This is a genomic window from Citrobacter sp. CK194, from assembly GCF_030333395.1.
Taxonomy (GTDB): domain Bacteria; phylum Pseudomonadota; class Gammaproteobacteria; order Enterobacterales; family Enterobacteriaceae; genus Citrobacter_B; species Citrobacter_B koseri.
This window is the reverse complement of sequence record NZ_JAOWGA010000015.1, coordinates 445,589-471,756: the sequence shown is the minus strand read 5'-3', so window position 1 is coordinate 471,756 and position 26,168 is coordinate 445,589. Positions and strand designations below refer to the sequence as shown.

General features: G+C 53.1%; 25 protein-coding genes. 17 read left to right on the top strand and 8 right to left on the bottom strand.

Translation table 11 applies throughout. The features are described from left to right. The first annotated feature begins 202 nt into the window (after positions 1 to 202). Together OGX80_RS07650 and mdtD are read left to right on the top strand one after the other, a co-directional pair. Entirely contained in the window at positions 203 to 907 is a 705-nt protein-coding gene (locus OGX80_RS07650; RefSeq protein WP_012131112.1) for a FadR/GntR family transcriptional regulator, read from the top strand. Positions 908 to 918: 11 nt separating this feature from the next. Continuing rightward, the gene (gene mdtD, locus OGX80_RS07645) at positions 919 to 2,346 is read left to right on the top strand and encodes a multidrug transporter subunit MdtD (RefSeq protein WP_049010855.1); all 1,428 of its coding nucleotides are present in this window, start codon (positions 919 to 921) and stop codon (positions 2,344 to 2,346) included. On the opposite strand, the gene rbsR is transcribed toward mdtD, so the two are convergent. From rbsR to kup, 7 genes are all read right to left on the bottom strand, one after another. After that, a complete protein-coding gene (gene rbsR, locus OGX80_RS07640) occupies positions 2,312 to 3,310 on the bottom strand; it encodes a ribose operon transcriptional repressor RbsR (RefSeq protein ID WP_080975464.1) in 999 nt (332 codons plus the stop codon). The genes mdtD and rbsR overlap by 35 nt on opposite strands. Before the next feature lie 3 nt (positions 3,311 to 3,313). Beyond that, entirely contained in the window at positions 3,314 to 4,243 is a 930-nt protein-coding gene (gene rbsK, locus OGX80_RS07635; protein WP_012131109.1) for a ribokinase, read from the bottom strand. A 140-nt stretch (positions 4,244 to 4,383) separates the two neighbouring features. Further along, a complete protein-coding gene (gene rbsB / locus OGX80_RS07630) occupies positions 4,384 to 5,274 on the bottom strand; it encodes a ribose ABC transporter substrate-binding protein RbsB (protein ID WP_012131108.1) in 891 nt (296 codons plus the stop codon). A gap of 24 nt (positions 5,275 to 5,298) precedes the next feature. Beyond that, positions 5,299 to 6,264 (bottom strand): ribose ABC transporter permease, encoded by a 966-nt coding sequence (gene rbsC, locus OGX80_RS07625; protein WP_012131107.1) that lies wholly within the window; start codon positions 6,262 to 6,264, stop codon positions 5,299 to 5,301. A 5-nt stretch (positions 6,265 to 6,269) separates the two neighbouring features. After that, positions 6,270 to 7,775, bottom strand: a complete 1,506-nt coding sequence (gene rbsA, locus OGX80_RS07620; protein ID WP_012131106.1) for a ribose ABC transporter ATP-binding protein RbsA — start codon at positions 7,773 to 7,775, stop codon at positions 6,270 to 6,272. 7 nt (positions 7,776 to 7,782) lie between these two features. Beyond that, positions 7,783 to 8,202 carry a D-ribose pyranase gene (gene rbsD / locus OGX80_RS07615; RefSeq protein ID WP_047460068.1) on the bottom strand — a complete coding sequence of 140 codons (420 nt, stop codon included), beginning with the start codon at positions 8,200 to 8,202 and terminating at the stop codon, positions 7,783 to 7,785. 172 nt (positions 8,203 to 8,374) lie between these two features. Beyond that, the gene (kup, locus tag OGX80_RS07610) at positions 8,375 to 10,243 is read right to left on the bottom strand and encodes a low affinity potassium transporter Kup (RefSeq protein ID WP_012131104.1); all 1,869 of its coding nucleotides are present in this window, start codon (positions 10,241 to 10,243) and stop codon (positions 8,375 to 8,377) included. Between the two features lie 304 nt (positions 10,244 to 10,547). Here kup and ravA point away from each other — a divergent pair, with 304 nt between their 5' ends. Both ravA and viaA read left to right on the top strand, forming a co-directional pair. Further along, positions 10,548 to 12,044, top strand: a complete 1,497-nt coding sequence (gene ravA, locus OGX80_RS07605) for an ATPase RavA (RefSeq protein WP_024130087.1) — start codon at positions 10,548 to 10,550, stop codon at positions 12,042 to 12,044. Beyond that, complete coding sequence (gene viaA / locus OGX80_RS07600) at positions 12,038 to 13,489, top strand: ATPase RavA stimulator ViaA (RefSeq protein ID WP_012131102.1); 1,452 nt, start codon at positions 12,038 to 12,040, stop codon at positions 13,487 to 13,489. Before ravA ends, viaA begins: the two co-directional genes overlap by 7 nt. A 4-nt stretch (positions 13,490 to 13,493) precedes the next feature. Here viaA and asnA read toward each other — a convergent pair whose 3' ends face one another. Further along, positions 13,494 to 14,486, bottom strand: coding sequence for an aspartate--ammonia ligase (gene asnA, locus OGX80_RS07595; protein WP_115182293.1), 993 nt, complete (start codon positions 14,484 to 14,486; stop codon positions 13,494 to 13,496). Between the two features lie 151 nt (positions 14,487 to 14,637). Between asnA and asnC the strand changes: the two genes are divergently transcribed. From asnC to OGX80_RS07530, 13 genes are all read left to right on the top strand, one after another. Next, the gene (asnC, locus tag OGX80_RS07590) at positions 14,638 to 15,096 is read left to right on the top strand and encodes a transcriptional regulator AsnC (RefSeq protein WP_012131100.1); all 459 of its coding nucleotides are present in this window, start codon (positions 14,638 to 14,640) and stop codon (positions 15,094 to 15,096) included. Between the two features lie 88 nt (positions 15,097 to 15,184). Further along, complete coding sequence (gene mioC, locus OGX80_RS07585) at positions 15,185 to 15,634, top strand: FMN-binding protein MioC (RefSeq protein WP_115182294.1); 450 nt, start codon at positions 15,185 to 15,187, stop codon at positions 15,632 to 15,634. 372 nt (positions 15,635 to 16,006) lie between these two features. Then, the gene (gene mnmG, locus OGX80_RS07580) at positions 16,007 to 17,896 is read left to right on the top strand and encodes a tRNA uridine-5-carboxymethylaminomethyl(34) synthesis enzyme MnmG (RefSeq protein WP_114848146.1); all 1,890 of its coding nucleotides are present in this window, start codon (positions 16,007 to 16,009) and stop codon (positions 17,894 to 17,896) included. A gap of 102 nt (positions 17,897 to 17,998) precedes the next feature. Further along, on the top strand, positions 17,999 to 18,622 hold the full coding sequence (gene rsmG / locus OGX80_RS07575) for a 16S rRNA (guanine(527)-N(7))-methyltransferase RsmG (protein ID WP_047460080.1): 624 nt from the start codon (positions 17,999 to 18,001) through the stop codon (positions 18,620 to 18,622). A 615-nt stretch (positions 18,623 to 19,237) separates the two neighbouring features. After that, complete coding sequence (atpI, locus tag OGX80_RS07570) at positions 19,238 to 19,618, top strand: F0F1 ATP synthase subunit I (RefSeq protein ID WP_012131096.1); 381 nt, start codon at positions 19,238 to 19,240, stop codon at positions 19,616 to 19,618. 8 nt (positions 19,619 to 19,626) lie between these two features. Beyond that, the gene (atpB, locus tag OGX80_RS07565) at positions 19,627 to 20,442 is read left to right on the top strand and encodes a F0F1 ATP synthase subunit A (RefSeq protein ID WP_047460083.1); all 816 of its coding nucleotides are present in this window, start codon (positions 19,627 to 19,629) and stop codon (positions 20,440 to 20,442) included. 47 nt (positions 20,443 to 20,489) lie between these two features. Beyond that, positions 20,490 to 20,729 carry a F0F1 ATP synthase subunit C gene (gene atpE, locus OGX80_RS07560; RefSeq protein WP_000429386.1) on the top strand — a complete coding sequence of 80 codons (240 nt, stop codon included), beginning with the start codon at positions 20,490 to 20,492 and terminating at the stop codon, positions 20,727 to 20,729. A 59-nt stretch (positions 20,730 to 20,788) separates the two neighbouring features. After that, positions 20,789 to 21,259 (top strand): F0F1 ATP synthase subunit B, encoded by a 471-nt coding sequence (gene atpF / locus OGX80_RS07555; protein WP_003827022.1) that lies wholly within the window; start codon positions 20,789 to 20,791, stop codon positions 21,257 to 21,259. 14 nt (positions 21,260 to 21,273) lie between these two features. After that, entirely contained in the window at positions 21,274 to 21,807 is a 534-nt protein-coding gene (gene atpH, locus OGX80_RS07550; protein ID WP_012000833.1) for a F0F1 ATP synthase subunit delta, read from the top strand. A 12-nt stretch (positions 21,808 to 21,819) separates the two neighbouring features. After that, a complete protein-coding gene (atpA, locus tag OGX80_RS07545; protein WP_012000831.1) occupies positions 21,820 to 23,361 on the top strand; it encodes a F0F1 ATP synthase subunit alpha in 1,542 nt (513 codons plus the stop codon). Positions 23,362 to 23,411: 50 nt separating this feature from the next. After that, the gene (atpG, locus tag OGX80_RS07540) at positions 23,412 to 24,275 is read left to right on the top strand and encodes a F0F1 ATP synthase subunit gamma (RefSeq protein WP_047460091.1); all 864 of its coding nucleotides are present in this window, start codon (positions 23,412 to 23,414) and stop codon (positions 24,273 to 24,275) included. A gap of 26 nt (positions 24,276 to 24,301) precedes the next feature. Continuing rightward, positions 24,302 to 25,684 (top strand): F0F1 ATP synthase subunit beta, encoded by a 1,383-nt coding sequence (gene atpD, locus OGX80_RS07535; protein WP_012000829.1) that lies wholly within the window; start codon positions 24,302 to 24,304, stop codon positions 25,682 to 25,684. Positions 25,685 to 25,704: 20 nt separating this feature from the next. Continuing rightward, positions 25,705 to 26,124 carry a F0F1 ATP synthase subunit epsilon gene (locus OGX80_RS07530; protein ID WP_012000828.1) on the top strand — a complete coding sequence of 140 codons (420 nt, stop codon included), beginning with the start codon at positions 25,705 to 25,707 and terminating at the stop codon, positions 26,122 to 26,124. The last annotated feature ends 44 nt before the right edge of the window (positions 26,125 to 26,168 follow it).

Here is a 26,168-nt window from a genome sequence, read left to right as displayed (position 1 = left end):
TTGTTCCGTGTCAGTGGAGGCGCATTATAGGGAGTTATTCCGGCCTGACAAGGGGAAATTTAAAATTATTTTCCGACTGCTTTCTTTTTAAGCAAAACCACTATTAACATGCCATAAAATAAGCAATTTGCCGTTTTTACAACCTTAATCACACTTCCTGATGGCATACTAATGAATAAGAAAAGAGAAAGGACAAACATTTATGCCTTTAAGCGCACAACAGTTAGCTGCACAGAAAAATCTTTCCTACGTTCTGGCTGAGAAGCTGGCGCAGCGAATCTTAAAGGGTGAATACGCGCCCGGCACCATTCTTCCCGGAGAAATCGAACTGGGCGAGCAATTTGGCGTGAGTCGCACGGCGGTACGTGAGGCAGTGAAGACGCTAACAGCAAAAGGCATGGTGTTGCCCCGTCCTCGTATTGGTACGCGGGTTATGCCGCAGGCAAACTGGAACTTCCTCGATCAGGAACTGCTCACCTGGTGGATGACAGAAGAAAACTTCCATCAGGTTATTAATCATTTTCTGGTGATGCGTATCAGTCTCGAACCGCAGGCATGTTCATTGGCGGCAACGATCGGATCAGCGGAACAGAAAGCGCATCTGAATACCTTAATGGAAGAGATGGTGGCGTTGAAGAAGAACTTCAGACGCGAACGCTGGATTGAAGTCGATATGGCGTGGCATGAGCATATTTATGAAATGAGCGCGAATCCGTTCTTAATCTCTTTTGCCTCGCTGTTCCATTCGGTCTATCACACCTACTTCACCTCTATTACCTATAACGATGTGGTGAAGCTGGATTTACACCAGGCTATTGTAGATGCCATAGCCGACAGTGATGGCGATCGCGCCTTTAAAGCGTGCCAGGCATTGTTGATAGCGCCGAACGAACAACCGGACAAGTAACGGGATACCGAATGTCAGAGAAAAAAGCGCGCAGTATGGCCGGGTTGCCGTGGATAGCGGCTATGGCTTTTTTTATGCAGGCGCTGGATGCCACCATTCTTAATACCGCTCTACCCGCTATCGCGCACAGCCTCAACCGTTCTCCTCTTGCCATGCAGTCCGCTATTATCAGTTATACCCTGACGGTCGCGATGCTGATTCCGGTAAGCGGATGGCTGGCCGATCGCTTTGGCACCCGTCGCGTCTTTATTATTGCCGTCAGTCTGTTTACGCTCGGCTCGCTGGCATGCGCGCTTTCTGGCTCATTAGCTGAATTGGTTGTTTTCCGCGTGGTGCAGGGGATCGGCGGCGCAATGATGATGCCGGTCGCCCGTCTGGCATTATTACGCGCTTACCCCCGAAGTGAACTGCTTCCGGTTCTGAATTTCGTGACGATGCCAGGCCTGGTCGGCCCTATCCTCGGCCCGGTATTGGGGGGCATACTGGTGACATGGGCAAGCTGGCACTGGATCTTCCTGATTAATATTCCCATTGGCATTGTCGGTATCCTGTATGCCCGTAAGTACATGCCAAACTTCACCACGCCGCGACGCCGTTTCGACATGACCGGCTTCTTCCTCTTTGGTTTGAGTCTGGTGCTGTTCTCCAGCGGAATGGAGCTTTTCGGCGAGAAGATCGTCGCAACCTGGATAGCATTAACCATTATTCTGAGCAGTATCGTGCTGCTGCTGGCCTATATTCACCATGCGCGTCGACACCCAACGCCGTTGATTTCACTTTCGCTGTTCAGAACGCGCACGTTCTCCGTTGGGATAGCAGGAAACCTCGCCACGCGTCTGGGAACGGGATGCGTTCCCTTCCTGATGCCGCTGATGATACAGGTAGGATTTGGATACCCGGCGCTGATAGCCGGCTGCATGATGGCCCCGACGGCGCTGGGTTCTATTCTGGCGAAATCAGCGGTCACTCAGGTGCTGCGCAAACTGGGGTACAAGACGACGCTGGTCGGCATTACGGTATTTATTGGCCTGATGATTGCGCAGTTCTCTTTGCAATCCCCCGCCATGCCGGTATGGATGTTGATTCTGCCGCTGTTTGTTCTGGGTATGGCGATGTCCACGCAGTTTACCGCCATGAACACCATCACCCTTGCGGACCTGACCGATGATAACGCCAGCAGCGGCAACAGTCTGCTGGCCGTCACGCAGCAGCTTTCCATCAGTTTAGGGGTAGCGATCAGCGCTGCCGTATTGCGTCTCTATGAAGGGATTGAGGGAACCAATACGGTTGAACAGTTCCACTATACCTTTATTACGATGGGCGCTATTACGGTGGTATCCGCGCTGATGTTCATGTTGCTGAAAGCCAAAGATGGCCGCAATCTGATCAAAGAACGGCACAAACCTAAACCGACCCCCGCGCCATCAGAACAGGAGTAAGTTGCAGACGCTGCTGTTGTAGCGTGGGTTGTGCCATACGGTGAATCAACACGTCGATGGCCAACTCACCCAGTTCATCTTTCGGTTGATGAATCGTCGTCAGCGGCGGCGTCATGTAGCGCGCCAGTTCAATATCATCATAGCCAATCACCGCCATATCCTGCGGGATGCGCAACCCTACCTGATAAAGCGCCTGATACGCACCGACGGCCATTGCATCATTGCCGGCAAATACCGCCTGTGGGCGTTGTTTATGGGACAGCAGCATTTGCATGGTTTCAAATCCGCCGCCAAACTCGAAATCTCCTGTGATCTCATACCCTTCAGGAATTTCCAGCCCCGCGCGTTTCATGGCTTCCCGATACCCTTCCAGCCGCAAACGCGCGGGCGTTTTGTCTAGTGGGCCGGTAATGCAGGCTATTCGGGTAAAACCTTTATCAATCAGGTATTGCGTCGCTAAATCGCCGCCCAGAAGGGAGTTGTCCTGGATCAGATCGCAATCCCCTTCGTCATCAAAGGGTGACCAGTCCATCATCACAGTAGGAATAGAGGGATAACGCTGCATGATCTCCCGGGAGGGTTGATGCGTCTCCGTACAGAGCAGCAATAAGCCATCGACCCGCTTTTGCATCAGCGTTTCCAGATTGCGGTTCATTCGCTGCTCATCGCCTTCGGTATTACACAATACCAGGCTGTAGCCCCGCTCAAAGCAGCTACGTTCAACGCCGCGCACCAGTTCTGAATAAAAAGGATTGGTACTGGCGGTGATCAGCATGCCGATTGTGCGGGTCTGATTTAATTTCAGGCTACGCGCCAACGCTGAAGGCGCGTAGTTTAACTCTTTAATCGCCGCTTCCACTTTCCCGGTGATAGCTTCACTGACAAAGCGATCTTTATTAATAACGTGCGAAACAGTTGAAGTGGAAACGCCCGCCAGACGGGCAACATCCTTCATTGTAGCCAAACGTTACCTCTGCTGACCTAAAAACGCCTCTATCTCTTCACGCCACGGAACAGAAGGTTGCGCACCTTTACGTGTCACCGCAATCGCAGCAGCGGCATGGGCAAAGCGAATGGCCTCCGGCAGCGGCGTCTCTTCCAGTAAGGCGGTAACTAACGCACCATTAAAAGTATCCCCGGCGGCTATCGTATCAACGGCGTTCACTTTAAACCCCGGCACACGACGGCCTTCGCCCTTCACGCTGGCCCACACGCCTCGGCTGCCTAACGTAATCAGTACGGTATGAATGCCTTTATCATGCAGCACCTGCGCTGCTTTAGCGGCATCTTCATCACTTTCGACGCGAATTCCCGTGAGCTTTTCCGCTTCGGTTTCATTTGGCGTAATGATGTCCACCAGCGCCAGCAGCTCATCAGACAGTTCACGCGCCGGAGCCGGGTTAAGCGCAACGGTAGTGTTGTTCTGATGCGCAATTTTTGCCGCCGCCAGCACACTTTCAATCGGCGACTCGAGCTGCATCAATAGCGCAGAAGCCCCGGCGATACGCTCGCGTTGCGCTTCCACCAGCGCAGGCGACAATGCGGCATTGGCGCCAGCATGAATGCCGATGACATTTTCCCCTTCGCCATTAACAAAAATCAGTGCGACTCCGGTAGATTCCCCGTTAATCACGCTGACCGGAACAATATCAATGTTATCGCTGGCTAACTGTTTACGCACGCTCTCGCCAATATCGTCATCGCCAGTACAGGCAATAAACGCGATATTTGCGCCGCTGCGCCCTGCGGCCACCGCCTGATTCGCGCCTTTACCGCCGAATGCCACCTGATATTGGGTGCCCGTTACGGTTTCGCCTGGCGCAGGAAAAGATTCGAGGTTGAGGATGTGATCGGCATTAATACTGCCAAGGACGACAAGGTTGCCTGCGGTTTTCATGTTCGGGATGTCCAGTAAAGTGCGCCACCGGGTTAGGGTGGCGCGTGCCCTGCTTTTCTTTTTACGCTTTCATCTTCAAACAACTCTCTGAGGATGGCGTATTTATGTCGCCATCAGACCGCGAACGGCCTGAGCCGTTATTACTGCTTGATGACAAGTTTCAGGTCAACCGGATATTTGGCCTGAACTTTCTCGCCTTTCAGTACTTTATCAGCGGTTTCAACGCCTTTAGCGCCAATCTGATCCGGCAACTGAGCGATAGTCGCAGCCAGTTTGCCATCATTTACCGCCTTCTCGCCATCCGGCGTACCATCAAATCCAACCACCATCACATCAGATTTACCTGCGGTTTGCAGAGCGCGCAGCGCACCCAGCGCCATTTCGTCGTTCTGTGCGAATACCGCCTGCACATCAGGATGCGCAGTCAGCAGGTTCTGCATGACGTTCAGACCTTTGGTGCGGTCAAAGTCAGCAGGCTGGCTGGCCAGTACATTAAATTTGTGTGCTGCAACGGCCTGCTGGAAGCCTTCGCCACGCTCACGCGCTGCGGATGTTCCGGCGATGCCTTGCAGTTCAATCACTTTCGCGCCTTCACCTGCTTTCTTCGCGATGTAATCACCGGCGATTTTGCCGCCCAGCACGTTATCGGAAGCAATGTGGCTGACAACGTCGCCTTTGGTTGCCTGGCGATCAAGGGTGATAACCGGAATCTTCGCCTGGTTAGCCATCTTAACCGCGTTGCCTACCGCGTCGGAATCGGTTGGGTTGATCAGCAGAATTTTAGTGCCGCGAACGGTTAAATCCTGAACGTTAGCCAGCTCTTTCGCCGGGTTGTTCTGGGAGTCCAGCACGACCAGGTTATAGCCCAGTTTATCCGCTTCTTTCTGCGCCCCCTCTTTCAGGGTGACAAAGAACGGGTTGTTGAGCGTGGAGATCACCAGAGCAATGGTGTCTTTCGCCATCGCATTCGCGCTCACGGTGGCGCTCAGCGCAACAGCAGAAACCAGGGTAGCCAGTTTTTTCATGTTCATATTTAAGATGTCCTGTAGTCGTTGTTACTGCTTTTTGTTGTCTACCAGTACCGCCAGCAAAATCACCACCGCTTTGACGATCATCTGGTAATAGGAGGAAACACCTAACAAATTCAAACCATTATTAAGGAAACCGAGAATCAATGCGCCGATCAATGTCCCAACAATGCGCCCTTTACCGCCCGCCAGGCTGGTGCCGCCTAACACAACCGCTGCGATGGCATCCAGCTCATAACCCGTACCCGCCGTTGGCTGCGCGGAGGAAAGACGAGCCACTTCGATGATGCCCGCCAGCGAGGCCAGCAGACCACAAAGCGAATAGACGATGATTTTGACTTTACTGACGCTGATACCCGACAGACGCGTTGCCGCTTCGTTGCCGCCCAGCGCATAGATATAGCGACCCAGGCGAGTATGATGCAGCATGTACCACGCAGCCAGGAAGACGATGCCCATAATCCAGACCGGCGTCGGAACGCCCAGCGGGCGGCCAATCCCGAACCAGCCGAAGAGATCGGCGTTATCCGTAAAGCCGGTATTCACCGGGCTTCCGTTGGTGTACACCATCGTGACGCCGCGCAGCAGAAGCATCATCACCAGCGTGGCGATAAACGCCTGCACGCGACCTTTTGCCACGATCACGCCGGTCACCGCGCCAATGGCGGCGCCTAACGCCAGCGCCGCCGCAACGGCCACCAGCGCATTCACTTCAATCCCTACAATTGAAGCGGCAACCGCGCCGGTAAGCGCCAGCAGGGAACCAACGGACAGATCGATGCCTGACGTCAGGATAACCAGCGTCATCCCAACGGCCATGATGGCGTTGACGGACGTTTGCTGGAGAATGTTAAACAGGTTATTAACGGTAAAAAAGTTGGGACTCATGGTAGAAACAATCGCGATCAGCACCAGCAGAGCGATGAGCGATTTCTGCTCCATCAGCCACGCTTTAGTGAAATAACGGCGACCAGAAACAGCCTGGATAGTCATCTTTTTTACTCCTGATTCACGCGATTAAGCTTGCCCACAGCGGCAGCCATTAACACTTCCTGGGTGGCCTGCTCGCGAGTGAATTCACCGCCGAGATGCCCTTCATGCATGACGATAATGCGATCGCTCATACCCAATACTTCTGGCATCTCAGATGAGACCAGAATGATGCTCAGACCATCGGCCTTAAACTGGTTGATAAGCTGATAAATTTCTTTTTTCGCGCCAACGTCCACACCGCGGGTTGGCTCATCGAGGATCAGCACTTTGGGGCGGGTCATCAGTCCACGCGCAATGGCGACTTTCTGCTGATTGCCGCCAGAGAGCAACCCGATAGCCTGCTCCATCGACGGCGTTTTCACATTGAACAGACGGATAAAGTCACTCACCGCCTGCTGTTCATCTTTATGTTTCAGGTTGCCGCCAGCGCGGCTGAAATAACGCAGCGCGGTGAGCGACATATTCTCTTTTACCGACATGCCGAGCACTAAGCCGTCGCGTTTACGGTCTTCAGAGATATAAACAATACCGTTAGCCAGGCCATCCTGCGGTGAACGGGTAATCACTTCATGCCCGTCGAGCGTGACGTAACCGCTGGTGCGCGGCAGCGCGCCGTACAGCACTTTCATCAGTTCCGTACGCCCGGCGCCCATCAAACCGGAGATCCCCAGAATTTCCCCTTTGCGCAGAGTAAAGGAGACATTATTAACCCCGGGACCGCACAGGTTATCGACTTTCAGGCGTACCTCGCCTGGCGCTTTATCCAGACGCGGGTACTGATCTTCAAGCTTACGTCCGACCATCATTTCAATCAGCGAATCTTCGGTCAGCGATGCCACTTCACGCTCGGCAATAAACTGCCCGTCGCGGAAAACCGTCACGTCATCGCAAATTTCGAAGATCTCTTTCATGCGGTGGGAGATATAGACAATGCCGCGTCCCTGCGATTTCAACTCGCGGATGACGCGGAACAGCGATTCCGTTTCGGTATCAGTGAGCGCATCCGTGGGTTCATCCATAATGATGACTCGGGATTCGAAGCTCAGTACCTTGGCGATTTCGACCATCTGCTGATCGCCGATAGAGAGTTCGCCCACCAGCCTGTCGCTTTTGAAGCGCAGATTGAGTCTGGCAAGCAGAACATCCGCTTCGGCATACATCTTTTTCCAGTCGATTTTGCCAAAGCGATTTACAAACTCACGCCCCAGAAAGATATTCTCGGCAATCGTGAGCTGCGGGATCAGGTTCAGTTCCTGGTGAATGATGCCGATCCCGGCTTCCTGCGAGGATTTTGGGCCATTGAAGGTCGTTTCTTTACCCAGCCACAATAACGATCCCGCATCACGGGTATAGATACCGGTCAGGACTTTCATCATGGTGGATTTGCCCGCGCCATTTTCGCCCACCAGCGCCATTACGCGGCCTGGATAGACATTTAACGCGGCGCCAGATAGCGCTTTCACGCCCGGGAACGCTTTATCGATCCCTTTGAGTTGCAGTAATGCGTCCATGATGGCCTCAGAACGTGACGCCGGCACAGAGAATAATATTCGCATACGGGGAGCACTCCCCGCTGCGAATCACCGCCTGACTGTCTGCGGTTAGTTTTTTAAAATGTTCATGCGTGGTGTAACGAATTTCTATGGTGTTTCCCTGGTGTTGTTGCAGTTGCTCAATATGGCTGAGCAACGTTTCGTGGAGTTGCGGATTATGTTCTTTGATTTCCGTCGCGAGAATAGCCGCCTCAACCTGCATTTCATGGGTCACGACATCCAGTACCTGCATAAAAGAAGGTACGCCCTGGGTTAACGCCATATCGATACGCGTTGTACTGGATGGAACAGGTAAACCTGCGTCACACACTACCAGCGTATCAGTATGCCCCAGACGGGAGATGACCGATGAAATATCAGAATTAAGTACCGCGCCTTTCTTCATTTTCTTTCCCCACTAGCGAAACGTTTCGCTGGTAATAAGTTTACTCCCGGAAGTGAGCAGAAAACCATCATGACGTAACGGAATTGTGATCGGGGTCGAAACGTTTCGCTAAGTGAAATGCGGCGGGGGATAATTGCCCGGCGGCGCTACGCCGCCCGGCATTTTAAAAGGCTTAAATCTCGACCTGCGTTCCCAGTTCGATAACCCGGTTTGGCGGGATTTCAAACTGATCCGGCGCACGCAGCGCATTACGCTGCAACAGCAGATAGAGCTTGCCGCGTAAACGCAAATACCACGGACGTTTGCCGAGGATCAGCGATTCATGCGACATAAAGAAAGAGGTTTCCATCATCCGGCAGCTCAGCCCTTCCAGCCCGCAGCGGTGGAAAACTTCTTCCACATTCGGCGTTTCGCGCCAACCGTAGCTGGCCACCACGCGCCAGAAGGTTGGCGACAGTTGCTCAATCTGCACCCGGCGAACATTGTGTACGTATGGCGCGTCTTCCGTGCGTAGCGTCAGCAGAATCACGCGTTCATGCAGCACCTTGTTGTGCTTGAGGTTATGCAGCAACGCAAACGGAATGACGTTCAGCGCGCGGGACATATACACCGCCGTACCGGGGACGCGTACCGGAGGCGATTTCTCCAGCGAGGCGATCAGGGCTTCCAGGGAGTTACCGTGCTCATGCATACGACGCAGCAGACGGAAACGCTCGCTCTTCCAGGTCGTCATAATGATGAACATCACGATCCCCAGCGTCAGCGGCAACCAGCCGCCCGACAGCAGCTTGTCGAGGTTTGCCGAGAACAGCGGAACATCAACGCACAGGAACGCCACCAGGATCAGCGCGACAAAATACTTATTCCAGTGCCAGTTTTTACGCGCCACGGTGGTAGAAAGAATCGAGGTCAGCACCATCGTACCGGTAACGGCAATACCGTATGCCGCCGCCAGGTTGCTGGAACGCTCAAAGCTGACAATAACAATAACCACCGCAAAATAGAGCATCCAGTTCACGAACGGAATATAGATCTGCCCGGACTCCATTTCGGAGGTGTGGATAATGCGCATGGGCGATAAATATCCCAGCCGCACCGCCTGGCGCGTCAGCGAGAAGACGCCGGAAATCACCGCCTGAGAGGCGATAACCGTCGCCAGCGCGGCAAGAATCAGCAGCGGGATCAGCGCCCACTCCGGCGCCAACAGGAAGAACGGGTTCTTAATCGCTTCCGGGTGTTTGAGCAGCAATGCGCCCTGACCAAAGTAGTTTAACGTTAATGAAGGAAGAACAACCGAGAACCAGGCCAGACGAATCGGCAGCTTGCCGAAATGCCCCATATCCGCATACAGCGCCTCAACCCCGGTAATCGAAAGCACCACGGCGCCCAGCGCAATAAACGACACCGTTTTGTACTCAAGGAAGAATTTCGCCGCCCACATGGGATTGAGGGCATGAAGCACATCCGGGTTAGCGATGATACTGCGCAGGCCGAGTCCGGCCAGAATCAAAAACCACGTCAGCATAATCGGCGCAAACAGCTTACCGACCATCCCCGTTCCGTGTTTCTGAATCATAAACAGCAGAGTAAGCACAATAATAGAAAGCGGGACAACCCAGGTATCCAGTTCCGGCGCCACAATTTCCAGACCTTCAATGGCCGACATGACTGAGATCGCGGGTGTAATCACCACTTCGCCGTAGAAGAAGCTACCGCCAATTAACCCCATAATGACCAGCGTGGACGTCATTCTCGCCGACGTATTACGCCCGGCTAGCGACATTAAGGTCAGAATCCCGCCCTCACCGGCGTTATCTGCGCGCATGACAAAAGTCAGATACTTGATAGAAACAACAAAGATCAGCAGCCAGAAAATCAGCGACAGAAAGCCAAATACGGCATCACGTTCAACACCAAAACCAAACTGACCGGACAAGCATTCACGAAGTGTATAAAGTGGGCTGGTACCAATATCACCATAGACAACCCCAATCGCTGCGAGAGTGATCGCAGACAATGATTGTTTATTATCAGTGCTCATAGACTCGTCTTTCGTTTATACATGACATCTTTCAAACGACAAGGCTCCCGGGGATCCACTCCTTTGCCACCTTGATGCAGTTTGAATGATTTAGTGTATATATATGAAATGTGTGCGTAGTCCCTTGGCCCACAAAAAAGGCGCACAGTATGCACGATTAATCGCAAAATCGTACCCCTAATCGACGTCAGATTAACCTGGCGCAAAGAAAAAGAAACGATGCTTCAGTCTATTATTGCTTCGTGGCGAAACGTCTATACTCGCTGTTAACATGATACATCTGGCGGAAGGACGCCACCTTATTATGGCTCACCCACATTTATTAGCGGAAAGAATTTCCCGTCTGAGCAGCGCCCTGGAAAAGGGACTTTATGAACGTAGCCACGCCATTCGCCTTTGCCTGCTGGCAGCGTTGAGCGGTGAGAGCGTCTTTTTACTTGGCCCGCCAGGCATTGCCAAAAGCCTGATAGCCCGTCGTCTGAAGTTCGCCTTTCAGCACGCCCGCGCCTTTGAGTATCTGATGACGCGTTTCTCCACGCCCGAGGAGGTTTTTGGTCCTCTCTCCATTCAGGCGCTAAAAGATGAAGGTCGCTATGAGCGTCTGACCACGGGTTATCTTCCTGAAGCGGAAATCGTCTTTCTGGATGAGATCTGGAAAGCGGGTCCGGCAATCCTGAACACTCTGCTGACCGCCATTAACGAACGCCATTTCCGTAACGGCGCGCACGAAGAAAAAATTCCGATGCGCCTGCTGGTGGCGGCCTCAAACGAGCTTCCCGAAGCAGACAGCAGTCTGGAGGCGTTATACGACCGTATGCTCATTCGTCTGTGGCTGGATAAAGTACAGGATAAGGCGAATTTCCGCTCCATGCTGGTAAGCCAGCAGGACGAAAGCGACAACCCGGTGCCAGCCTCATTACAGGTGACTGATGAAGAGTATTATCAGTGGCAGAAGGATATTTCCGCCATTACGCTGCCCGATCATGTATTTGAACTGATTTTCACGCTGCGCCAGCAGCTTGATGCGCTGCCAGACGCCCCCTATGTCTCCGACCGTCGCTGGAAAAAAGCCATTCGTCTGTTACAGGCCAGCGCATTCTTTAGCGGACGCGACGCCGTTGCGCCAATCGATCTTATCCTGCTGAAAGATTGCCTGTGGTATGACGCGCAAAGCCTGAATCTGATGCAGCAACAGCTTGAAATATTGATGACCGGGCACGCCTGGCAGCAACAGGCAATGCTGACGCGCCTCGGCGGCATTGTGCAACGTCGCCTTCAGTTGCAACAGCAGCAAAGCGATAAAACAGCCTTTACCGTTGTTCGTCAGGGAGGAATGTTCAGCCGCCGTCCCCATTACGATCTGCCGCCAGAGGCGAGCGCGCCAGTGCTAACCTTGCTTTTGCAACAACCGCTTAAACTGCATGATATGGAAGTCATTCATATCGCTTTTGAACGCAGCGCCCTTGAGCAGTGGCTGGCAAAAGGCGGAGAGATCCGCGGCAAACTCAACGGGATCGGTTTTGCCCAGACGCTGAATATGGAAGTTGATAGCGCTCAGCATCTGGTGGTGCGCGACGTCAGCCTACAGGGCAGCCGTCTGGCGCTACCGGGCAGTTCAGAAGAGGGAATGCCCGGCGAAATCAAACAGCAGCTTGAGGCGCTGGACAGCGAATGGCACCAGCAGCACAGCCGGTTCAGCGAACAGCAAAAATGTCTGTTTATCCATAGCGACTGGTTAGGTCGTATTGAAGCAAGCCTACAGGATGTTGGTGCGCAGATCCGCCAGGCGCAGCAATGCTGACACTGGACACGCTGAATGTCATGCTGGCGGTCAGTGAAGAGGGGATTATCGAAGAGATTATCCTCACTTTGCTGGCCTCCCCGCAGCTGGCTATCTTCTTCGAGAAATTCCCCCGATTAAAGAGAGCCATTTCCGACGATCTTCCCCGCTGGCGCGAAGCGCTGCGCAGCCGTCTTAAAGACGCGCGCGTGCCGCCGGAACTCACGGAAGAGGTGATGTGCTATCAACAAAGCCAGCTTCTCGGAACAACGCAGTTTATTGTGCAATTGCCGCAGATATTAGCGTTGCTGCACCGGCTACATTCGCCCTATGCCGGGCAAGCCCAGCAACTGGTGGACAGTAACGCCACTTTTACGCCAGCGCTGCACACGCTTTTTCTGCAACGCTGGCGTTTAAGCCTGATCGTGCAAACCACGGCCTTAAATCACCAGTTGCTGGAAGAGGAGCGCGAGCAGTTGCTGAGTGAAGTGCAGGAACGTATGACGCTCAGCGGGCAACTGGAGCCGGTCCTGGCGGAAAATGACCATGCAGCCGGCCGCCTGTGGGACATGAGCGCAGGGCAACTCAAACGCGGCGATTATCAGCTGATCGTAAAATATGGCGACTTCCTGGCAGAACAACCCGAACTGAAACGCCTGGCGGAACAGTTAGGCCGCTCCCGGGAAGCCAAATCGGTGCCGCGCAAAGATGCGCCGATGGAGACGTTTCGTACGCTGGTGCGCGAACCGGCGACCGTTCCAGAACAGGTTGACGGAATTCAGCAAAGCGACGACATTCTGCGCCTGCTGCCGCCTGAGCTGGCAACGCTCGGCATTACCGAACTGGAATATGAATTCTACCGACGGCTGGTGGAAAAACAGCTGCTCACGTACCGTCTGCACGGCGAAGCGTGGCGTGAGAAAGTGACTGAGCGCCCGGTCGTTCATCAGGATTTTGACGAACAGCCGCGCGGGCCATTCATTGTTTGCGTGGACACCTCCGGCTCAATGGGCGGATTTAACGAGCAGTGCGCGAAAGCCTTTTGCCTGGCGCTGATGCGCGTCGCGCTGGCGGATAACCGTCGCTGCTTCATCATGCTGTTTTCCACAGAGGTCGTGCGCTATGAACTGTCTGGCCCAGAAGGCATCGAGCAGGCCATCCGCTTTTTGAGCCAGCGCTTTCGCGGCGGCACGGATATCGCCAGCTGTTTTCGCGCCATTATTGAACGGATGCAGGGGCGAGAGTGGTTTGATGCGGATGCGGTAGTCATTTCAGATTTTATCGCCCAGCGCTTACCTGACGATGTTGTGAATAAAGTAGGGGAGTTACAGCGGGTACACCAGCATCGCTTTCATGCGGTGGCGATGTCGGCACATGGCAAACCCGGCATCATGCGCATTTTCGACCATATCTGGCGCTTTGATACCGGGATGCGAAGCCGCCTGCTACGACGCTGGCGGCGTTAGAGAATTACAGCAGGGAAGCGACGCTTTCACGAACCTGCGCAGGCCACACGCCGCACTGAACCTGACCAATGTGCGGCAGTTGCAGTAGCAGCATCGTCAGGCGAGACTGACCAATACCGCCGCCGATCGTTTGCGGCATCTCGCCGCGCAGCAGCGCCTGGTGCCACTCCAGACTCAGGCGATCTTCATCTCCGGTCAGAGCAAGCTGGCGTTTCAGCGCATCGGCGTCGACACGGATCCCCATTGAGGAAAGCTCAAACGCATCTTCCAGTACTGGGTTCCAGACCAGGATATCGCCGTTCAGACCAGCATGGCCCAGATCAGAAGCAGAGCTCCAGTCATCATAATCCGGCGCACGCACGTCGTGGCGTTTACCGTCACTCAGTTTCCCGCCGATACCGACCAGGAAAACGGCGCCAAGCTCTTTCGCGATCGCGCGTTCGCGCCCTTTCGCATCCAGATCCGGGTAACGGGCCAGCAACTCCTGGCTGTGAACAAAGTGGATCTGCTCCGGCAGGAACGGCGCCAGACCAAATTCTTTGCTTACCGCGGCTTCGGTTGCCTTAATGCCTTCCCAGATAGCCTCTACCGTGCTTTTCAGGGTGGCGAATTGACGCTCACCGTCGCCCATAACGCGTTCCCAGTCCCACTGGTCGACATAGACGGAGTGGAGCGGGGAGAGGCGGTCTTCGTCAGGGCGAAGGGCTTTCATGTGCGTGTACAGCCCTTCACCCGCGCTGAAGTCGTGTTGTCCCAGCGTCTGGCGTTTCCACTTTGCCAGTGAATGCACCACTTCAAACTGGGCATCCGGCAACGCTTTCACTTTTACCTGTACCGCTTTTTCACAGCCCGACAAGTTATCCTGCGTGCCATCTCCTACGCGGCTAAGGATCGGCGCCTGAACTTCAATCAGATCCAGACGCTCCTCCAGTTGACGAGAGAAGTGAGATTTCACGAAGCTAATTTGACGTTGTTTGGCGATGTAAGCGGTTTTCATTTTGTATACTCCTGCGTCCTGTTGCCTATGATTAAGCAACAGATTGAGGGTGATATTCAATAATCCACAAACAAAAAGCCGACTTCACTTTTGATTCGATAAAATAAGACGCTAAAATAGAGTGAATCACTAATCTACATAAGAAAAACCTATGGAAAATTATCAGATCGACAATCTGGATCGCGGCATCCTGGAAGCGTTAATGGCAAATGCGCGTACGGCATACGCTGAACTGGCCAAACAATTTAGCGTCAGCCCGGGGACGATTCACGTTCGCGTAGAAAAAATGAAGCAGGCGGGGATCATTACCGGCGCGCGGATTGACGTCAGTCCAAAACAGCTCGGATACGACGTCTGCTGTTTTATCGGCATTATTTTAAAAAGCGCGAAAGACTACCCATCCGCGCTGGCGAAGCTCGAAAGCCTGGACGAAGTGACCGAAGCGTATTACACCACCGGCCACTACAGCATCTTTATTAAGGTTATGTGCCGATCCATCGACGCCCTGCAACAGGTACTTATCAACAAGATCCAAACAATTGATGAAATTCAGTCCACCGAGACATTGATCTCCCTGCAAAACCCGATCATGCGTACTATCCGGCCGTGATCGGCTTTTTTAATCCCACATTTTTCCACAGGTAGATCCCAGCTCGCTCACAGCGTACAATAGCCCCTCTTTATAAGGATGGGCTCGTATGGCAGACATTACTCTTATCAGCGGCAGCACCCTTGGCGGTGCCGAATATGTTGCAGAACATCTGGCTGAAAAGCTGGAAGATGCAGGTTTTTCAACCGAAACCTTGCACGGTCCGCTATTAGAGGATCTGTCAGCGTCAGGAACCTGGCTGGTTATCAGCTCCACGCATGGCGCGGGCGATATCCCGGATAACCTTGCTCCTTTCTATGAAGCGCTTCAGTCGCAGAACCCCGATCTTTCTCAGGTTCGTTTCGGCGCCATCGGCATCGGAAGTCGTGAATATGACACATTCTGCGGCGCCATCGATAAAATAGAGGCCGCGCTCAAGACATCAGGCGCAAAATCGATCGGGGAAACCCTCAAGATCAACATCCTTGAACACGATATTCCTGAAGATCCGGCAGAGGTTTGGCTGGGATCCTGGATTAATTTACTCAAAATAGTGTAAAGATCGTGCGATCGAGTGTGGATAACTCTGGTAAGAAGCTTGGATCAACCAGTAGTTATCCAAAGAACAACCGGTGTTCAGTTTTTGAGTTGTGCATAACCCTTCATTCTGATCCCAGCTTATACGGGCCAGGATCACCGATCATTCACAGCTAATGATCCTCAACAACTTGTTGATCTTATTCAGCAGATCCTGGTTATCCACAGACAATCGCGATCCTAATAAGAGATCACAATAAAACAGATCTCTAAATAAAAAGATCTTCTTTTTAATACCCAGGATCCCGGGACTTTCTCCAGCGACTAAAGTTGAGTAGAATCCACGACCCGGGCTTCAATCCACTTTCACACCGCCGTATGCGAGGCAATTACCATGTTTTATCCGGATCCTTTTGACGTCATCATCATTGGCGGGGGTCATGCAGGCACTGAGGCCGCAATGGCCGCAGCGCGTATGGGACAACAGACCCTGCTTTTGACACACAATATCGACACGCTGGGGCAAATGAGCTGCAACCCGGCCATTGGCGGTATTGGGAAGGGACACCTGGTAAAAGAAGTGGATGCGCTCGGCGGGCTGATGGCGAAAGCGATCGACCAGGCGGGTATCCAGTTTAGGATACTAAACGCAAGCAAAGGTCCGGCCGTTCGTGCGACTCGCGCACAGGCGGATCGCGTGCTATATCGTCAGGCGGTGCGTACTGCGCTGGAGAATCAGCCGAACCTGATGATCTTCCAGCAGGCGGTTGAAGATCTGATTGTTGAAAACGATCGCGTCGTGGGCGCAGTTACCCAGATGGGCCTGAAATTCCGGGCTAAAGCGGTGGTTCTCACCGTCGGGACTTTCCTTGACGGCAAAATTCATATTGGTCTGGATAACTACAGCGGCGGCCGTGCTGGCGATCCGCCATCCATTCCACTGTCTCGTCGCCTGCGTGAACTTCCGCTGCGCGTCAGCCGCCTGAAAACCGGTACGCCGCCGCGTATTGATGCGCGCACCATTGATTTCAGCGTACTGGCGCAGCAGCACGGCGATAACCCGATGCCTGTGTTCTCGTTCATGGGCAATGCGTCCCAGCATCCGCAGCAGGTGCCGTGCTACATCACGCATACCAACGAAAAAACCCATGATGTGATCCGCAACAACCTCGATCGCAGCCCGATGTATGCCGGTGTGATCGAAGGGATCGGCCCGCGTTACTGCCCGTCGATCGAAGATAAAGTCATGCGCTTTGCCGATCGCAACCAGCATCAGATCTTCCTGGAACCGGAAGGACTGACCTCTAACGAAATTTACCCGAACGGTATCTCCACCAGCCTGCCGTTCGATGTGCAGATGCAGATCGTCCGCTCAATGCAGGGGATGGAAAACGCGAAAATTGTGCGTCCAGGTTATGCCATTGAGTACGATTTCTTCGATCCGCGCGACCTGAAACCAACGCTGGAGAGCAAATTTATCCAGGGATTGTTCTTCGCCGGGCAAATCAACGGGACGACAGGTTACGAAGAAGCGGCCGCGCAAGGTTTGCTCGCTGGTCTGAACGCCGCCCGTCTGTCTGCGGACAAAGAAGGCTGGGCGCCTGCGCGTTCTCAGGCTTACCTCGGCGTGCTGGTGGACGATCTTTGCACGCTGGGCACCAAAGAACCGTACCGCATGTTTACCTCCCGCGCGGAATACCGCCTGATGTTGCGTGAAGATAACGCCGACCTGCGTCTGACGGAAATGGGCCGCGAGCTGGGCCTGGTGGATGATGAGCGCTGGGCGCGCTTCAACGAGAAACTGGAGAATATCGAACGCGAACGTCAGCGTCTGAAATCCACCTGGGTAACGCCGTCGGCGGAATCGGCCGGCGAAGTGAACGCTCACCTGACTGCGCCGCTGTCGCGTGAAGCCAGCGGCGAAGATCTGCTGCGTCGCCCGGAAATGACCTACGCGCAGCTGACTTCGCTGACGCCGTTCGCTCCGGGTCTTGATGATGCGCAGGCCGCTGAACAGGTTGAGATTCAGGTAAAATACGAAGGCTATATCGCCCGTCAGCAGGATGAGATCGAAAAACAGCTGCGTAACGAGAACGCATTGCTGCCTGCAACGCTGGATTATCGCCAGGTTTCTGGTCTGTCAAATGAAGTTATCGCCAAGCTGAACGATCACAAACCGGTCTCTATCGGTCAGGCGTCGCGCATTTCCGGCGTTACGCCCGCGGCGATTTCAATTTTGCTGGTGTGGCTGAAGAAACAGGGAATGCTGCGTCGCAGCGCTTGATAACACTAATTTGGCGGGGGCGCTTCGCTTGCCCGCCCTACAAATTTGTAGGCCCGATAAGCGAAAGCGCATCGGGCATTTGATTATTAACAGGTAACGACCGTGCTTAACAAACTCTCCCGTCTGCTGGATGAAGCAGGCATTTCGCTTACCGATCACCAGAAAAATCAGCTGATTGCGTATGTCGATATGCTGCACAAATGGAACAAAGCCTACAACCTGACGTCAGTGCGGGATCCTAACGAGATGCTGGTACGCCATATTCTGGACAGCATCGTTGTGGCGCCGCACCTGCAAGGGGAGCGTTTTATTGACGTCGGTACGGGACCGGGGCTGCCGGGGATCCCGCTCTCCATTGTCCGTCCTGAATCGCATTTCACGCTGCTGGATAGCCTGGGCAAGCGGGTACGCTTTCTGCGCCAGGTTCAGCACGAACTCAAGCTGGAAAATATTACGCCAGTGCAGAGCCGCGTTGAAGAGTTCCCTTCTGAGCCGCCGTTTGATGGCGTGATCAGCCGTGCATTCGCCTCTCTCGATGACATGTTGAGCTGGTGTCGCCACCTGCCGGGGGAAAATGGCCGCTTTTATGCGTTAAAGGGTCAGTTGCCGGAAGAGGAAATCGCCTCGCTGCCTGCGGCGTTCAGCGTCGAGTCCGTGGTTAAACTGCGTGTCCCACAGCTGGAAGGCGAACGTCATTTGGTGGTCATTAAGCCAAACAAAATTTAATTTTTATCAAAAAAAATAGAAAAAAAACGGGCGCTCGCGTGTTAACAATCGCGAGGTAACGAATAGTTATACCTTGTTACTGTTAACCATGAGTTCACCGTTTTGTATCATTGCTACAACGTAGCTCTTTTTATTAAAAAATGAATTAATCAACATTGAAAATATCAGGTTGCTAAAAATTGAACCTAAGAATCACTCAGGTATGTTGAATTTTTATTATAAATGTCAATGAATGGTTTTTAGCTTGTAACCGGGTGTTTTTTAAATAGTGAGTGATTTTAGGCTTAAATATCAGAAAGATGAAAAGGCATCATTTGCCAAGTAAATAAATACTGCCGGGGCGAATATGCTCAATATGTGATCCGAAGCACGCTTTATCACCAGTATTTACGCGCCATTTGCAGTTTTGCATGATCGTTCACAGTTTGATGAAAAGTGATAAATGTGCACCAGGGAAAAATATTTAAACATTTATTCACCTTTTAGCTACTTATTGTTTGAAATCACGAGGGCGCACCGTATAATTTGACCGCTTTTTGATGCTTGACTCTAAGCCTTAAAGAACGTTTTATACGACACGCGGCATACCTCGAAGGGAGCAGGAGTAAAAACGTGATGTCTGTGTCGCTCTTGAGTCGAAACGTTGCTCGTAAGCTTCTGTTCATTCAGCTTCTGGCGGTAATAGCAAGTGGATTGCTGTTTAGCCTCAAAGACCCCTTCTGGGGCGCTTCCGCCTTATGCGGAGGCCTGGCAGTGTTGCTGCCTAACATGTTGTTTATGATATTTGCCTGGCGTCACCAGGCGCATACACCTGCGAAAGGCCGCGTGGCCTGGTCATTCGCCTTCGGCGAAGCCTTCAAGGTGTTAGCGATGCTGGTTCTACTGGTGGTGGCGTTGGCGGTTTTTAAGGCGGTATTTTTGCCGCTGATCGTTACGTGGGTTTTGGTGCTGGTGGTTCAGATACTGGCGCCGGCTGTAATTAACAACAAAGGGTAAAAGGCATCATGGCTTCAGAAAATATGACGCCGCAGGATTACATAGGACACCATCTGAACAACCTTCAGTTGGACCTGCGTACATTCTCGCTGGTGGATCCGCATAACCCCCCAGCCACCTTCTGGACGCTCAATATTGACTCCATGTTCTTCTCGGTGGTGCTGGGTCTGTTGTTCCTGCTTATGTTCCGCAGCGTAGCCAAAAAGGCGACCAGCGGCGTACCAGGTAAATTTCAGACCGCGATTGAGCTGGTCATCGGCTTTGTGCATGGTAGCGTGAAAGACATGTACCATGGCAAAAGCAAGCTGATTGCGCCGCTGGCCCTGACGATCTTCGTCTGGGTATTCCTGATGAACCTGATGGACTTACTGCCTATCGATCTGCTGCCGTATATCGGTGAGCATATCTTCGGTCTGCCGGCACTGCGTGTCGTTCCGTCCGCTGACGTGAACATCACCCTGTCGATGGCGCTGGGCGTATTTATCCTCATTCTGTTCTACAGCATCAAAATGAAAGGCATCGGCGGCTTCACGAAAGAGTTGACGCTACAGCCGTTCAATCACTGGGCGTTCATCCCTGTCAACTTAATCCTTGAAGGGGTAAGTCTGCTGTCCAAACCGGTATCACTCGGTCTGCGACTGTTCGGCAACATGTATGCCGGTGAGCTGATTTTCATTCTGATTGCTGGTCTGTTGCCGTGGTGGTCACAGTGGATTCTGAATGTGCCGTGGGCCATTTTCCACATCCTGATCATTACGCTGCAAGCCTTCATCTTCATGGTTCTGACGATTGTCTATCTGTCGATGGCGTCTGAAGAGCATTAATTTTACCAACACTACTACGTTTTAACTGAAACAAACTGGAGACTGTCATGGAAAACCTGAATATGGATCTGCTGTACATGGCTGCCGCTGTGATGATGGGTCTGGCGGCAATCGGTGCTGCGATCGGTATCGGCATCCTCGGGGGTAAATTCCTGGAAGGCGCAGCGCGTCAACCTGATCTGATTCCTCTGCTGCGTACTCAGTTCTTTATCGTTATGGGTCTGGTGGATGCTATCCCGATGATCGCTGTAGGTCTGGGTCTGTACGTGATGTTCGCTGTCGCGTAGTAAGCGTTGCTTGAATTAAGAGCAATATCAGAACGTTAACTAGATAGAGGCATTGTGCTGTGAATCTTAACGCAACAATCCTCGGCCAGGCCATCGCGTTTGTCCTGTTCGTTCTGTTCTGCATGAAGTACGTATGGCCGCCGTTAATGGCTGCCATCGAAAAACGTCAAAAAGAAATTGCTGACGGTCTTGCTTCCGCAGAACGAGCACATAAGGACCTTGACCTTGCAAAGGCCAGCGCGACCGACCAGCTGAAAAAAGCGAAGGCGGAAGCTCAGGTAATCATTGAGCAGGCGAACAAACGTCGCGCTCAGATCCTGGATGAAGCCAAAACTGAAGCAGAGCAGGAACGTACTAAAATCGTGGCCCAGGCGCAGGCGGAAATTGACGCCGAGCGTAAACGTGCCCGTGAAGAGCTGCGTAAGCAAGTTGCTATCCTGGCTGTTGCTGGCGCCGAGAAGATCATCGAACGTTCCGTGGATGAAGCTGCTAACAGCGACATCGTGGACAAACTTGTCGCTGAACTGTAAGGAGGGAGGGGCTGATGTCTGAATTTGTTACGGTAGCTCGCCCCTACGCCAAAGCAGCTTTTGACTTTGCCGTCGAACACCAAAGTGTAGAGCGCTGGCAGGACATGCTGGCGTTTGCCGCCGAGGTAACCAAGAACGAACAAATGGCAGAGCTTCTCTCTGGCGCGCTGGCGCCGGAAACGCTCGCTGAGTCGTTTATCGCAGTCTGCGGTGAGCAGCTGGACGAAAACGGTCAGAACCTGATTCGGGTGATGGCTGAAAATAATCGTCTGAACGCGCTCCCGGATGTTCTGGAGCAGTTTATTCACCTGCGCGCCGCGAGTGAGTCCACCTCTGAAGTTGAGGTAACTTCCGCCACCGCATTGAGTGAAGAACAGCTTGCGAAAATTAGCGCTGCGATGGAAAAACGTCTGTCACGCAAAGTTAAGCTGAATTGCAAAATCGATAAGTCTGTAATGGCAGGCGTTATCATCCGAGCGGGTGATATGGTCATTGATGGCAGCGTACGCGGCCGTCTTGAACGCCTTGCAGACGTCTTGCAGTCTTAAGGGGACTGGAGCATGCAACTGAATTCCACCGAAATCAGCGAACTGATCAAGCAGCGCATTGCTCAGTTCAATGTTGTGAGTGAAGCTCACAACGAAGGTACTATTGTTTCTGTAAGTGACGGTGTTATCCGCATTCACGGCCTGGCCGATTGTATGCAGGGTGAAATGATCTCCCTGCCGGGTAACCGTTACGCTATCGCACTGAACCTGGAGCGCGACTCTGTAGGTGCGGTTGTGATGGGTCCGTACGCTGACCTTGCCGAAGGCATGAAGGTTAAATGTACTGGCCGTATCCTGGAAGTTCCGGTTGGCCGTGGCCTGCTGGGCCGTGTGGTTAACACCCTGGGCGCGCCAATCGACGGTAAAGGTCCGGTTGAGCACGACGGCTTCTCTGCTGTTGAAGCTATCGCGCCGGGCGTAATCGAACGTCAGTCCGTTGATCAGCCTGTTCAGACGGGTTATAAAGCCGTTGACTCCATGATCCCAATCGGTCGTGGTCAGCGTGAATTGATCATCGGTGACCGTCAGACCGGTAAAACCGCTCTGGCAATCGACGCCATCATCAACCAGCGTGATTCCGGCATCAAGTGCGTCTACGTGGCTATCGGCCAGAAAGCGTCCACCATCTCTAACGTGGTTCGTAAGCTGGAAGAACACGGCGCGCTGCAAAATACCATCGTTGTGGTTGCAACCGCATCTGAATCTGCTGCACTGCAATACCTGGCGCCGTATGCCGGTTGCGCAATGGGCGAATACTTCCGCGATCGCGGCGAAGATGCGCTGATCATCTACGATGACCTGTCCAAACAGGCTGTTGCTTATCGTCAGATCTCCCTGCTGCTCCGTCGTCCGCCAGGACGTGAAGCATTCCCGGGCGACGTATTCTACCTCCACTCTCGTCTGCTGGAGCGTGCTGCGCGTGTTAACGTTGAATACGTTGAAGCCTTCACTAAAGGTGAAGTGAAAGGGAAAACCGGTTCTCTGACTGCGCTGCCGATTATCGAAACCCAGGCGGGTGACGTTTCTGCGTTCGTTCCGACCAACGTAATTTCTATTACCGATGGTCAGATCTTCCTGGAAACCAACCTGTTTAACTCTGGTATTCGTCCTGCGGTTAACCCGGGTATCTCCGTATCCCGTGTTGGTGGTGCAGCGCAGACCAAGATCATGAAGAAACTGTCCGGTGGTATCCGTACCGCGCTGGCGCAGTATCGTGAACTGGCGGCGTTCTCCCAGTTTGCATCTGACCTTGACGATGCAACCCGTAAACAGCTTGACCACGGTCAGAAAGTGACTGAACTGCTGAAACAGAAACAGTATGCGCCGATGTCCGTTGCGCAGCAGTCTCTGGTTCTGTTCGCGGCAGAACGTGGTTATCTGGCGGATGTAGAACTGGCGAAAATCGGTAGCTTCGAAGCCGCTCTGCTGGCTTACGTCGACCGTGATCACGCTCCGTTGATGCAAGAGATCAACCAGTCCGGTGGCTATAACGACGAAATCGAAGGCAAGCTGAAAGGCATCCTCGATTCCTTCAAAGCAACCCAGTCCTGGTAACGTCTGGTGGCCTGCCTTAAGGCAGGCCGCAAGGCATTGAGGAGAAGCTCATGGCCGGCGCAAAAGAGATACGTAGTAAGATCGCAAGCGTCCAGAACACGCAAAAGATCACTAAAGCGATGGAGATGGTCGCCGCTTCCAAAATGCGTAAATCGCAGGATCGCATGGCGGCCAGCCGTCCTTATGCAGATACCATGCGCAAAGTGATTGGTCACCTTGCGAACGGTAATCTGGAATATAAGCACCCCTATCTGGAAGAACGCGACGTTAAGCGCGTGGGCTACCTGGTGGTGTCGACCGACCGTGGTCTGTGCGGTGGCTTGAACATTAACCTGTTCAAGAAACTGCTGGCGGATATGAAAGCATGGTCCGATAAAGGCGTTCAGTGCGACCTCGCAATGATCGGCTCTAAAGGCGTGTCTTTCTTTAGTTCCGTAGGTGGCAATGTTGTCGCCCAGGTGACGGGTATGGGGGATAACCCATCCCTGTCCGAACTGATCGGCCCGGTAAAAGTGATGTTGCAGGCCTATGATGAAGGCCGTCTGGACAAGCTTTACATTGTCAGCAACAAATTTATTAACACCATGTCTCAGGTTCCGACTATCACTCAGCTGCTGCCGTTACCGGCTTCAGAAGATGATGAACTGAAACGTAAAACCTGGGATTACCTGTACGAACCCGATCCGAAAGCGCTGCTGGATACCCTCCTGCGTCGCTATGTGGAATCTCAGGTTTATCAGGGCGTGGTAGAAAACCTGGCCAGCGAGCAGGCCGCACGTATGGTGGCGATGAAAGCCGCGACCGACAATGGCGGTAGCCTGATTAAAGAGTTGCAGTTGGTATACAACAAAGCTCGTCAGGCCAGCATTACTCAGGAACTCACCGAAATCGTCGGTGGTGCATCCGCGGTATAACCAGGTTAATTCGTAGAGGATTCAAGATGGCTACTGGAAAAATTGTCCAGGTAATCGGCGCCGTAGTTGACGTCGAGTTCCCTCAGGATGCCGTACCGCGCGTGTACGACGCCCTTGAGGTGCAGAATGGTAATGAACATCTGGTGCTGGAAGTTCAGCAGCAGCTCGGTGGCGGTATCGTACGTACCATCGCCATGGGTTCTTCCGACGGCCTGCGTCGTGGTCTGGATGTGAAAGACCTTGAGCACCCGATCGAAGTCCCGGTAGGTAAAGCAACGCTGGGTCGTATCATGAACGTACTGGGCGAACCAGTAGACATGAAAGGCGAGATCGGTGAAGAAGAGCGTTGGGCTATCCACCGTGCGGCACCGTCCTACGAAGAGTTGTCAAACTCTCAGGAACTGCTGGAAACCGGTATCAAAGTTATCGACCTGATGTGTCCGTTCGCGAAGGGCGGTAAAGTGGGTCTGTTCGGTGGTGCGGGTGTAGGTAAAACCGTAAACATGATGGAGCTGATCCGTAACATCGCGATCGAACACTCCGGTTACTCCGTGTTTGCGGGCGTAGGTGAACGTACTCGTGAGGGTAACGACTTCTACCACGAAATGACCGACTCCAACGTTATCGACAAAGTATCCCTGGTTTACGGCCAGATGAACGAGCCGCCGGGAAACCGTCTGCGCGTTGCGCTGACCGGCCTGACCATGGCGGAGAAATTCCGTGACGAAGGTCGTGACGTTCTGCTGTTCGTCGACAACATCTACCGTTACACCCTGGCCGGTACGGAAGTATCCGCACTGCTGGGTCGTATGCCTTCAGCGGTAGGTTACCAGCCGACCCTGGCGGAAGAGATGGGTGTTTTGCAGGAACGTATCACCTCCACCAAAACCGGTTCTATCACCTCCGTACAGGCGGTATACGTACCTGCGGATGACTTGACTGACCCGTCTCCAGCCACCACCTTTGCGCACCTTGACGCAACCGTGGTACTGAGCCGTCAGATTGCGTCTCTGGGTATCTACCCGGCCGTTGACCCGCTGGATTCCACCAGCCGTCAGCTGGACCCGCTGGTTGTTGGTCAGGAGCACTACGACACCGCGCGTGGCGTACAGTCTATCCTGCAACGTTACCAGGAACTGAAAGACATCATCGCCATCCTGGGTATGGATGAACTGTCTGAAGAAGACAAACTGGTGGTAGCTCGCGCACGTAAGATCCAGCGCTTCCTGTCCCAGCCGTTCTTCGTGGCAGAAGTATTTACCGGTTCTCCGGGTAAATACGTCTCCCTGAAAGACACCATCCGTGGCTTTAAAGGCATCATGGAAGGCGAATACGATCACCTGCCGGAGCAGGCGTTCTACATGGTCGGTTCCATCGACGAAGCCGTGGAAAAAGCCAAAAAACTTTAACGCCTTAATCGGAGGGTGATATGGCAATGACTTACCACCTGGACGTCGTCAGCGCAGAGCAACAAATGTTCTCTGGTCTGGTCGAAAAAATCCAGGTAACGGGTAGTGAAGGTGAACTGGGTATTTACCCGGGCCACGCGCCGCTGCTCACCGCCATTAAGCCTGGTATGATCCGCATCGTTAAACAGTTCGGTCATGAAGAGTTTATCTACCTGTCTGGCGGCATTCTTGAAGTGCAGCCTGGCAGTGTGACCGTACTGGCTGATACCGCGATTCGCGGCCAGGATCTCGACGAAGCGCGAGCTCTGGAAGCGAAACGTAAGGCTGAAGAGCGCATTAAGAGCTCTCATGGTGACGTGGATTACGCTCAGGCATCTGCGGAACTGGCCAAAGCGATCGCCAAACTGCGCGTTATCGAGTTGACCAAAAAAGCGATGTAACACCGGCTTGAAAGCATAAAAACCAGTCTGAAATCAGGCTGGTT

Bases quoted from the DNA above. Each gene is read 5' to 3' on its own strand.
- OGX80_RS07650 (WP_012131112.1), top strand. From the start codon at position 203: ATGCCTTTAAGCGCACAACAGTTAGCTGCACAGAAAAATCTTTCCTAC.
- mdtD (WP_049010855.1), top strand. From the start codon at position 919: ATGTCAGAGAAAAAAGCGCGCAGTATGGCCGGGTTGCCGTGGATAGCG.
- rbsK (WP_012131109.1), bottom strand. From the start codon at position 4,243: ATGAAAACCGCAGGCAACCTTGTCGTCCTTGGCAGTATTAATGCCGAT.
- rbsB (WP_012131108.1), bottom strand. From the start codon at position 5,274: ATGAACATGAAAAAACTGGCTACCCTGGTTTCTGCTGTTGCGCTGAGC.
- rbsC (WP_012131107.1), bottom strand. From the start codon at position 6,264: ATGACTATCCAGGCTGTTTCTGGTCGCCGTTATTTCACTAAAGCGTGG.
- rbsA (WP_012131106.1), bottom strand. From the start codon at position 7,775: ATGGACGCATTACTGCAACTCAAAGGGATCGATAAAGCGTTCCCGGGC.
- rbsD (WP_047460068.1), bottom strand. From the start codon at position 8,202: ATGAAGAAAGGCGCGGTACTTAATTCTGATATTTCATCGGTCATCTCC.
- kup (WP_012131104.1), bottom strand. From the start codon at position 10,243: ATGAGCACTGATAATAAACAATCATTGTCTGCGATCACTCTCGCAGCG.
- ravA (WP_024130087.1), top strand. From the start codon at position 10,548: ATGGCTCACCCACATTTATTAGCGGAAAGAATTTCCCGTCTGAGCAGC.
- viaA (WP_012131102.1), top strand. From the start codon at position 12,038: ATGCTGACACTGGACACGCTGAATGTCATGCTGGCGGTCAGTGAAGAG.
- asnA (WP_115182293.1), bottom strand. From the start codon at position 14,486: ATGAAAACCGCTTACATCGCCAAACAACGTCAAATTAGCTTCGTGAAA.
- asnC (WP_012131100.1), top strand. From the start codon at position 14,638: ATGGAAAATTATCAGATCGACAATCTGGATCGCGGCATCCTGGAAGCG.
- mioC (WP_115182294.1), top strand. From the start codon at position 15,185: ATGGCAGACATTACTCTTATCAGCGGCAGCACCCTTGGCGGTGCCGAA.
- mnmG (WP_114848146.1), top strand. From the start codon at position 16,007: ATGTTTTATCCGGATCCTTTTGACGTCATCATCATTGGCGGGGGTCAT.
- atpI (WP_012131096.1), top strand. From the start codon at position 19,238: ATGTCTGTGTCGCTCTTGAGTCGAAACGTTGCTCGTAAGCTTCTGTTC.
- atpB (WP_047460083.1), top strand. From the start codon at position 19,627: ATGGCTTCAGAAAATATGACGCCGCAGGATTACATAGGACACCATCTG.
- atpE (WP_000429386.1), top strand. From the start codon at position 20,490: ATGGAAAACCTGAATATGGATCTGCTGTACATGGCTGCCGCTGTGATG.
- atpH (WP_012000833.1), top strand. From the start codon at position 21,274: ATGTCTGAATTTGTTACGGTAGCTCGCCCCTACGCCAAAGCAGCTTTT.
- atpA (WP_012000831.1), top strand. From the start codon at position 21,820: ATGCAACTGAATTCCACCGAAATCAGCGAACTGATCAAGCAGCGCATT.
- atpG (WP_047460091.1), top strand. From the start codon at position 23,412: ATGGCCGGCGCAAAAGAGATACGTAGTAAGATCGCAAGCGTCCAGAAC.
- atpD (WP_012000829.1), top strand. From the start codon at position 24,302: ATGGCTACTGGAAAAATTGTCCAGGTAATCGGCGCCGTAGTTGACGTC.
- OGX80_RS07530 (WP_012000828.1), top strand. From the start codon at position 25,705: ATGGCAATGACTTACCACCTGGACGTCGTCAGCGCAGAGCAACAAATG.